Source organism: Variovorax sp. P4_D9 (assembly GCF_056401695.1).
In genome coordinates this window covers 1-8,338 of record NZ_JBFUIU010000392.1, presented here as the reverse complement: position 1 = coordinate 8,338, position 8,338 = coordinate 1, and the positions used below count along the sequence as shown (strand labels likewise).

At 68.6% G+C, this 8,338-nt stretch carries 7 protein-coding genes and 1 pseudogene; 1 reads left to right on the top strand and 7 read right to left on the bottom strand.

Going from position 1 to position 8,338, the window contains the following annotated elements; all coding sequences use genetic code 11:
- The 4 genes from AC1DY5_RS32295 to AC1DY5_RS32280 all read right to left on the bottom strand — a co-directional run.
- The coding region (locus tag AC1DY5_RS32295) for a GAF domain-containing protein (RefSeq protein WP_478118121.1) at positions 1-2,269 on the bottom strand (2,269 nt) is incomplete at its 3' end.
- Between the two features lie 67 nt (positions 2,270-2,336).
- Positions 2,337-2,792: a hypothetical protein gene (locus tag AC1DY5_RS32290; RefSeq protein ID WP_478118119.1), complete on the bottom strand. Its 456-nt coding sequence runs from the start codon at positions 2,790-2,792 to the stop codon at positions 2,337-2,339.
- A gap of 20 nt (positions 2,793-2,812) precedes the next feature.
- Complete coding sequence (locus tag AC1DY5_RS32285; protein ID WP_478118117.1) at positions 2,813-3,619, bottom strand: DUF2092 domain-containing protein; 807 nt, start codon at positions 3,617-3,619, stop codon at positions 2,813-2,815.
- A 103-nt stretch (positions 3,620-3,722) separates the two neighbouring features.
- Complete coding sequence (locus tag AC1DY5_RS32280; RefSeq protein WP_478118115.1) at positions 3,723-5,804, bottom strand: prolyl oligopeptidase family serine peptidase; 2,082 nt, start codon at positions 5,802-5,804, stop codon at positions 3,723-3,725.
- Between the two features lie 99 nt (positions 5,805-5,903).
- On the opposite strand from AC1DY5_RS32280, the gene AC1DY5_RS32275 reads away from it, so the two are divergent.
- Positions 5,904-6,509: a hypothetical protein gene (locus AC1DY5_RS32275; protein ID WP_478118113.1), complete on the top strand. Its 606-nt coding sequence runs from the start codon at positions 5,904-5,906 to the stop codon at positions 6,507-6,509.
- Between the two features lie 11 nt (positions 6,510-6,520).
- Here AC1DY5_RS32275 and AC1DY5_RS32270 read toward each other — a convergent pair whose 3' ends face one another.
- The 3 genes and pseudogenes from AC1DY5_RS32270 to AC1DY5_RS32260 all read right to left on the bottom strand — a co-directional run.
- Positions 6,521-7,027, bottom strand: a complete 507-nt coding sequence (locus tag AC1DY5_RS32270; RefSeq protein ID WP_478118111.1) for a hypothetical protein — start codon at positions 7,025-7,027, stop codon at positions 6,521-6,523.
- 70 nt (positions 7,028-7,097) lie between these two features.
- Positions 7,098-8,102, bottom strand: coding sequence for a Bug family tripartite tricarboxylate transporter substrate binding protein (locus AC1DY5_RS32265; protein WP_478118107.1), 1,005 nt, complete (start codon positions 8,100-8,102; stop codon positions 7,098-7,100).
- A gap of 40 nt (positions 8,103-8,142) precedes the next feature.
- A pseudogene (locus tag AC1DY5_RS32260) lies at positions 8,143-8,338 on the bottom strand (hydroxymethylglutaryl-CoA lyase); the annotation flags it as partial.

Sequence of the window (8,338 nt, the reverse complement as noted above, 5' to 3'; positions counted from 1 at the left end):
GCAGGCCGCTCATGCCTATCACCGCGTTCATCGGCGTGCGGATCTCGTGGCTCATGGTCGCCAGGAAGGCGCTCTTGGCTTCGTTGGCGGCCTCGGCGGCGGCCCGCGCCTCCTTGGTTTCGGCGAACATGCGCGCGTTCTGGATCGCGATCACGGCCTGGTCGGCAAAGGTCTTCAGCAGCTTGATCTCCTTGCTGTCGAACGGCCCCGGGGGCTGGCGGGTCACGTGGATCGAGCCGATGCTGCAGCCCTCCCACATCAGCGGGGCGATCATGATCGCGTAGCTGCCCACCTGCTCGGCGATCTGGCGCATGAAGGTCGGCAGCGACGGTTCGGCCAGCGTATCGGGAATGTGGAGAAAGTCGAGACCCCCCTTGGCCTGGCCGAAGGGCGTGTGTTCGATCGGCCGCGGATAGTGGCGCTCGAGCGCGGCACGGGCAGCGCCCCGGTGCGCTCCCAGGTGGACCAGGCCATCGCTGCCGATCAGCGAGATACCCATCTGCGACCCGGAGAACAGGCGCTGGCAGCTCTCCAGGATCTTGTCGAACACGGGCTGCGCGTCCTCCATGGAACCGCTGATGACCTGCAGCACGTCGGTGGTGGCCTTCTGCTGCTCCAGCGCCTCGCGGGTCTCGTTGAAGAGCCGGGCGTTCTCGATGGCGATCACCGCCTGGTCCGCGAAGGTTCGCGCGAGCTTCGTTTCCTGCTCGCTGAAGGCGCCCGTCGTGCCGCGCAGGATGGCGATGGATCCGATGGCCCGTTGCTCCTTCATCAGCGGAACGAACAGGCCCGACCGGTAGCCCAGCGCCAGCGCCAGGTCTTTCATGCGCGGAAACTCCTGGACCCCGAGTTGGGTGTCGGCCACGTTGATGATGCGGGCGTCGAGCATGCTGGCGCCGGCCGCGCTGCCGCGATCCAGCGGCCAGGGCTTCAGGAAGCCGCCTTCCCGGCTGCCTCGCGTGCCGTCGTCGACGAAGGCCACGGTCTCCACCATGCCGTCGCGCGGCACGCAGAAGGCGACCGCACGACCGTCGAACAGGCGCTGGCAAGCCTCCACGATGGCATCGAACACCGGCTGTGTCGCAGTCGGCGAGCTGCTGATGACCCGCAGGATCTCGGAGATGGCCGTCTGCTGCTCGAGCGCTTCCCTGGTTTCGTTGAAGAGACGTACGTTCTCGATCGCGATGACCGCCTGGTCGGCGAAGGTCTGCACCAGTCCGATCTCCGCCGGCGTGAAGGGGCACGGCTGGTTGCGCAGCAGCACGATCACGCCGATCGAGCGGCCGTCGCGAAGCATGGGCACGGCGAGCACCGTGCGAAAACCATTGCGTGCCTGGAGCTCGCGCACGTCGGGATATTCGCTGTCGAGCAATGGCACGACGTCTTCGACATGCACGCAGCGGCGCTCGAGGAACGCCCGTCCGCCGATCGAGCTGCGGCGCAATGGCAGTTCCGCGCCCACCGAACTGCTGTCGTAGGCAGGCCCGTAGCTGGTCATCGCGCGCAGCTGATCGCCGATCGCCAGCCATACCCGGCTGCCCTCGGCCCGGCACAGCAGGCCGGCACGCTCGGCCACCGCGTCGAGCACCGGCTGGACGTCGGTGGGCGAGCCGCTGATGATCCTCAGGACCTCGGAGGTTGCCGTCTGGCGTTTCAGCGCCTCCTGCGTCTCGTCGAACAGCCGGGCGTTCTCCAGGGCCACCCCCATGCTGGCGGCCACCGTTTCGAGCAGCCGGATCTGGTGGCTGCCGAAGGCGAATTCGCGCTCGTGGTCCTGCAGGGCGATCAGGCCCAGGACCCGGTCGCTGCCGATGATCGGCACCGCGGCGAGCGAATGCGCCCAGTCGGTGCCCGGCGCCGGCTGCAGTCCGGCCCGGGTCTGCTCCTCGCGCGTGTTTGCCACGCCGCCCTTGCGGGTTCGGATGACCCGCTCCATCGGCTCTCCCGGCTTCAGCGGCCGCGCCGGCGGCAGCGGCAGCGGGCGGTTGTGTTCGTAGCGGTACAGCGCCTGGATCAGCTGGGTCTTGTCGTCCCACCACAGGATATTCACGTCGCCGGAGTCGAACAGCTCGCGCAGCTTGTCGCCCACCGTGCGGACGATGGCCTGGAACTCCAGCCGCGCGGCCATGCCTTGCTGGACGCTGTTGATGAGCGCAAGTTCGCCGGTGCGCTGTGCTAGTTCGGCCTCGCGCTCGGCCAGCAGCGCGCGCAGCTCGCTCTCGCCGGGGGACGAAGGCATCGACAGTGGCTGGGACCGGGACTTTGCCATTTGCATCTGCTTCCTGCGATCGGGGATCGCGGGCGTGCGCTTGCGTGGCGCCTGGAATTTGGTCGACCTACGGTGCCGGCACCACCTCGTAGTACACGCCGCTGGAGCCGAAGTACGGCTTGTACCAGGTCGGTCCCGACTGATAGTAGTGGACCCCGTTCACCACCATGCTCCTGGCGTCGCCGGGCAAGGCGGCCAGCTGGGTGCCGAGCGGCATGCCGGACTGCACGATCACGGGCGGTGCCTGAACGACCACGGCTGGCTGCTGGACCACCACGGCGGGGCGGCTCGCATCGGCGATCGCCGCACCCACCGCCATGCCCGCGACAGCGCCCGCGGCTGCCCCGCAGCCATAGCAGCCCGCAGGACGGTAATAGGGATGGTAGGGGTGGAAGCCGCCGACCGCGACTGCGCCGCCTCGCCAGCCGCCCGCGGCCGCGATCCAGGCGTTGGCCGCCGACAGCGGGATGAGTGAGCCGGCCACCACGGCGACTCCGAGGACCAGGGTCTTGATCTGCTTCATCGCAATGCTCCTTGTCGCGCTCACTTGGCCGGGCCCATCTGCTTGAACTCGAGCTTCACGGCGCCCGCCGGGATTGAGGCGCTGAAGGTCTTGGCAGGGACCGGCGCATTGAGCTTCCACTCCGATAACTCGACCGTGAAGGTCGGCTGACGTTCGCCCGTACGGTAGGAAACGACCATCAGGCGGGGCAGCTTGTCCGCGGCGCCGATCCAGACTTCCCAGTCGAGACCCGGGGCGGTGAACGCCAGGTGCTCGGTCTTGACGCCGCCGATGGCCGACTGCCCGACCCAGAGGGCGCTGCTGAAGTCCTTCGTCAGGAAGGCATACGGGTCGGCGACCAGCAGGTCGAGGAAGGGCGCGGTGGCGTCGGAGCCCGGCTGGATGCTCTGCATCAGCGCCTCGATCGCGCCGCCCGCGGCATCGCGCTGCGCGTAGAACTTGCGGTCGGCGCCGATCACGGTCACGGTCTTGCCGTCATAGAAGCTGTCGCTCGGGAACAGGTCGCCGCGCGCKTCCACGAACAGCTTGTCGGGCCGCTGCATGACCACGCGCGAGGATGCGAACAGGCTGACGAACTGGCCCGTCGGCGACGGCGTCGGCACGATGCCGCGGACCCTGAAGCTCAAGGTCTTGGCGCCGCCCAGCGTGTCGCTCATGCCCTTGAGCAGCGCCAGTGCGCGCTCGTCCTTGAAGTCCTTGGCGGGTGCGGCCATCGGCGCCGGCTTGGCGTCCTGCGCCAGGGCCGCCCGATCGGCGCCCAGCAACGCCACGGCGGCGAGCAGGGCCAAGCCGACTCGATGGCCGATTCGATTCACGGTGGGTGTCATCGGTGTGCTCCGGTAGTGATCAATGGGAACGGCGCAACCGGCGCACCGGTCCGTTTTCCAGGCGCGGTCCTGTGCGCGAGGGTAGGGGGCGGTGCGTCCAGTGTCAACGCGCAGCCCGATCGAGCCGCTCCCACAGGAAGMGGTAGGCCAGCGCCTGCATCGTCGCGGCCTGCTCGTTGTTCGCGGCACCGCCGTGGCCGCCTTCGATGTTCTCGTAGTAGCTCACGTCCTTGCCGGCCTCGATCATCGCGGCCGCCATCTTGCGTGCGTGGGCCGGGTGCACGCGGTCGTCTCGGGTCGAAGTGGTGAACAGCACCGGCGGGTAGTCGCGGCCGGGATCGAACAGGTGGTAGGGCGAGAAGGTCCGGATCCAGGCCCATTGCGCGGGGTCGTCGGGGTCGCCGTACTCCGCCATCCAGGAAGCCCCGGCCAGCAGGCGCGCGTAGCGCCGCATGTCCAGCAGCGGCACCTCGATCACCACGGCGCCGAAAAGCGCCGGATAGCGAGTCAGCATCATGCCGGCGAGCAGTCCGCCGTTGGAGGCGCCCTGCACCCCGAGGTGGCTGGGCGAGGTGATCCCGCGCGCCGCCAGGTCCTTTGCCACGGAGGAGAAATCCTCGTAGGCGCGATGCCGGTTCTGCTTGAGCGCAGCCTGGTGCCAGCGCGGCCCGTACTCGCCGCCGCCGCGGATGTTAGCCACCACGTACACACCGCCCCGGGCCAGCCACGCGCGCCCGAGGGCGCCGGAGTAGCCCGGGGTGAGCGAGACTTCGAAGCCGCCGTAGCCGTACAGCAGCGTCGGTGCCGTGCCGTCGAACGCCAGGTCCGCTGGCCGCACCAAGAAGTAGGGCACGCGGGTGCCGTCGTCGGAGGTGGCGAATTGCTGCTCGACCACCAGTCCGCCGGCGTCGAAGAAGGCCGGCATGGACTTCAGCAACTCGGGCGGCTGGCCCAGCGTGGCCAGCGAGAAGGTCGAGGGCGTGAGGTAGTCGGTGGCGCTCAGCCAAACGGCCTCGGATGCGTCCCGGTCGACCGCCCTCGCATCGACGCTGCCGATGGCCGGGGCGCCGGCGAACTCGCTGCGCGTCCAGGGGCCGGTGCCGCCGGCGGGCGGCGTCAGGACGTGGAGGCGGTTCTTGACGTCGTCGAGCACGTTGACCACCAGGTGGTTGCGGGTCCAGGTCGTGGCTGCCAGCGAGGACGTCGGGCCGGGTTCGAAGAGCACGGCGAAGTCGCGCTCGCCGCCCATGAACCGATCGAAATGGGTCGCCAGCAGGGAGCCGGCGGTGTACGTGCGGCCGCCGACGCTCCAGGCTTCGCGCAACTCGACCAGCAGCCATTCACGCTGGATGCTCGGCTCGGCGGACAGCGGCAGTTCGAGCTTCGACAGCCTGTCTCCTTCGGTCAGAAGGTAGAGCTCGGCGCTGTAGAAGGCGAGCGACCGGGCGACGAAGTCGCGCTCGAAGCCGGGGGTGTGCATCCGGTAGGCCGAGATGTACATATCGTCGGCCAGGCCCGCGTACACGATGGGGGCGGACGCCAGGGGCGTGCCGCGCGCCCAGCGCCTGGCTGTCCGTGGATAACCCGAGGTGGTCGACCCGTCCTCGCCGAGCGTCGTGAACGCATACACGGTGTCGTCGTCGATCCAGGCCAGGCCGCCCTTGGATTCCGACCGGAAAAAGCCGCCCTGCTCGGGCGCCACGAAGGCCTTGGCCACGAGGTCGAACTCTCGCGTCACGTCGGCGTCGGAGCCTCCGGGCGACAGGCTCACGAGCGCCTTGCGGTAGCTCGGCCGCAGCACGGTCGCGCCGTGCCAGACCCAGTGCACGCCCTCGGCGGCGGCGAGGGCGTCGAGGTCGAGCACCGTTTCCCACGCCGGTTCGTCGCTTCGGTACTGGGCGAGCGTGGTGCGGCGCCACAGGCCCATCTTGTGATCGGCATCCCGCCAGAAGTTGTAATAGCAGTCGCCGAGCTTGGAGATTTCGGGGATCTTCGCATCGGAGTCGAGCACGGCCTGYACCGCGGTCTTGGTGCGGGCGAATTCGTCCGTCGCGGCCAGGCTGCCGAGGGTCTGTGCGTTGCGCTCATGGACCCAGGCCAGCGCTTCGGCGCCTTCGACCGCCTCGAGCCACAGGTGCGGGTCGGTACCGTCCTCGGCGGGGGGTTCGCATTGTTTTGATTGCATTTCAGTTGATCATTGCGTATTTTCACGATCATCGGACGCCGGGCGGCGCGTGCAGTGCAGAGAACTGCGTGAGACACCAACACACATGAGGGGGCGGTCATGAAAGACTTGCTGGGTGCTGGGGCGCTTCTTTCTTTCGCGCTGGCGCTGGTCGCGTGCGGCGGCGGCGGCAGTGGGGGCACGCCCAACATGTTGGTTGCCGCGGCCCCGGGAGCGGGCGGCAGCGGAGGAGGCACCGCTAGTGTTTCCCAGGTCTTCCAGGCCAGCACACCGACCGCGTCGACCGATGCCGATCCGTCCGAGATCGTGGTCCGTTTCGACCCGCCCTCGATCGCCATGACGATTCCCGTCGACACGCCGGAAGCGCCCACGCTGTCGATCAGCGCGACCGCCTCGAACCTTCCGAGCGGGCCAGTGAGCGTGTTCCTGGTCGACGAGTCTGGCATCCTCAAGCCGGAAGCGCACCCGTTGTATGGCGCCGGCGCCAACACCTTCGCGACTGTCGCGCCTAATCTGCCCACCCTGAACCTGCCGCTGAGCGTGGGCGTCCACGAGGGGGTGCTGAAGATCATGTTCTGCACCGACAGCGGGTGCGCGACCCGGTATCCCGTCAGCGCCTCGAGCGTCCTGCCCTACAGCGTGACCGTGACCCAGGCGCAGATGGCGGCGGCCAAGCCCGCGCAGGCCCTGGCTCCCATGCGCTAACCCGAGGCCGGCTACCAGCGCCAGCGATCTCCAAACAACTCGTCGCCGACGTTGTAGTGGTCGACCCGACCCGTGGGATCGACGTAGATGTACAGGAGGCGCCGGTTGTTGATGTGAAGGTAGCGCCACGACCAGACCGTGCCGTTGAAGGAGGTCACGCGCGTCTGCTCGTAGGGCGGCCCATAGGTGAAGAGGACGTCGGGCACGCGCCACTCGCCGGGCCGGATGGTGCTGCCGAACAGTCCTTCGTCGAGTTCCTGGCGCACCGACTGCACGCGTCCGGAAGCATCGAGGTCGACATTGCTGACCTGGAATCCCATGGGACCGCGCGAATACTGCAGGCGTTCTCCGCCGGCAAAGGGATAGGTCGCGGTCGGCGGGCCCAGTTGCTGAAGCACTTCGGCGCGGCCGGCACCGAGCGGCACGCGGGACGGATCGCTGGCGCAGCCGGCCAGCAGGCCGCACAGCAGGGCCAATGCGGCGGCGGCCTTACGCGGGGCGCGAACGAGATCCTGCATGATGTTCGAAGTATCGATGACCTGGAACGATCCGCTGTCGGACGAGCCGCTGCGCGGCTGTGAGCGGATTTCAGTCCGCTTCGATTTTCGCCGCCTTGATCACCTCTGCCCAGCGCGTGGTCTCTGCCTTCACCATGGCATCCATCTGCTGCGGGTTTAGGTAGTCGGCCGTGGCGCCCTGTTCCTGTGCCTTTTGCTTGAAGGCCGGCGTGGAGACGACCTTGGCAATCTCCGCGCCCAGCTTGTCGATGATCGGCCTGGGTGTCCTGGCGGGTGCGAAGACGCCGAACCACGAGGTGGCGTCGAGCTTCGGCAGGCCGGCTTCGGCGGTCGTCGGCACGTCCGGCAGGCTGGCCAGACGGGTCTTGCCGGTGGTGGCCAGCACCCGCAGCTTGCCCGACTGGATGTGCGGCATGAAGGGGGGCGCGGTGCCGAAGGTGATGTCGACCTGGCCGCCGAGCAGGTCCTGCAGCGCCGGTCCGGTGCCCTTGTACGGGATGTGGGTCAGCTGGATGCCGGCCTGCTGCTCGAGCATCGCGCCGGTCGCGTGCTGCAGCGAGCCGTTGCCCGAGGACGCGTAGTTGATCTTGCCCGGGTGCGCCTTGGCGTAGGCGACGAATTCGGCCATGGTCTTGAAGGGCAGGTCGGCGCGCACCACCACAATCTGCGGCGCCGACAGCACGTTCGCCACCGGCGTGAGGTCTTTCGCTTCCCATTGGGGGGCCTGCTTGCTGACCAGCGGCGTGATGACGTGATAGCCCGAATACTGCATCAGCAGCGTGTAGCCGTCGGGCTCGGCGCGCTTGACCGCGACGGCGGCGATGGCCCCGTTGGCACCCCCCTTGTTGTCGACCACCACGGTCTGGCCGAGCGCGCCGCCGAGCGGCACGCCGAGCATGCGCGCGGCGATGTCGGTGGTGCCGCCGGCCGCTGTGGGCACGAGCAGCATCACCGGCCGGCTCGGGTAGCCTGCAGGCGCCTGCGCATGCAGGAGCGGAGCCATGCCCAGGGCGGCAAAGCCGAGCACGGCCAGGCCCAGCCGGCGGCGCGAGATGTAGTCTTTAGAGGGTTTCATGCAAGTCTCCGGATGTCGTTTTGAGAGAAGGTGAGAGGGTTCAGGCGCCGCGGGCCAGGGCGCGATCTCGCCACTGTGCGAAGTCCGGCGGCGGCGCATGCAGGTCGAGCCGCCGGCCGGCCTTGGCGATCTGGCTCGGAATGTCGTGGCCGATCAGGGCCGGCAGCCGGACGGCGGCCTGCAGCAGCAAGGCCAGGTCGCAGCCGGTATCGAAGTCCATCAGTTCGAGCGCGTGC

Excerpts from the sequence above, each read along its gene's own strand:
- AC1DY5_RS32290 (WP_478118119.1), bottom strand. The coding sequence starts at position 2,792 with ATGAAGCAGATCAAGACCCTGGTCCTCGGAGTCGCCGTGGTGGCCGGC.
- AC1DY5_RS32275 (WP_478118113.1), top strand. The coding sequence starts at position 5,904 with ATGAAAGACTTGCTGGGTGCTGGGGCGCTTCTTTCTTTCGCGCTGGCG.
- AC1DY5_RS32270 (WP_478118111.1), bottom strand. The coding sequence starts at position 7,027 with ATGCAGGATCTCGTTCGCGCCCCGCGTAAGGCCGCCGCCGCATTGGCC.
- AC1DY5_RS32265 (WP_478118107.1), bottom strand. The coding sequence starts at position 8,102 with ATGAAACCCTCTAAAGACTACATCTCGCGCCGCCGGCTGGGCCTGGCC.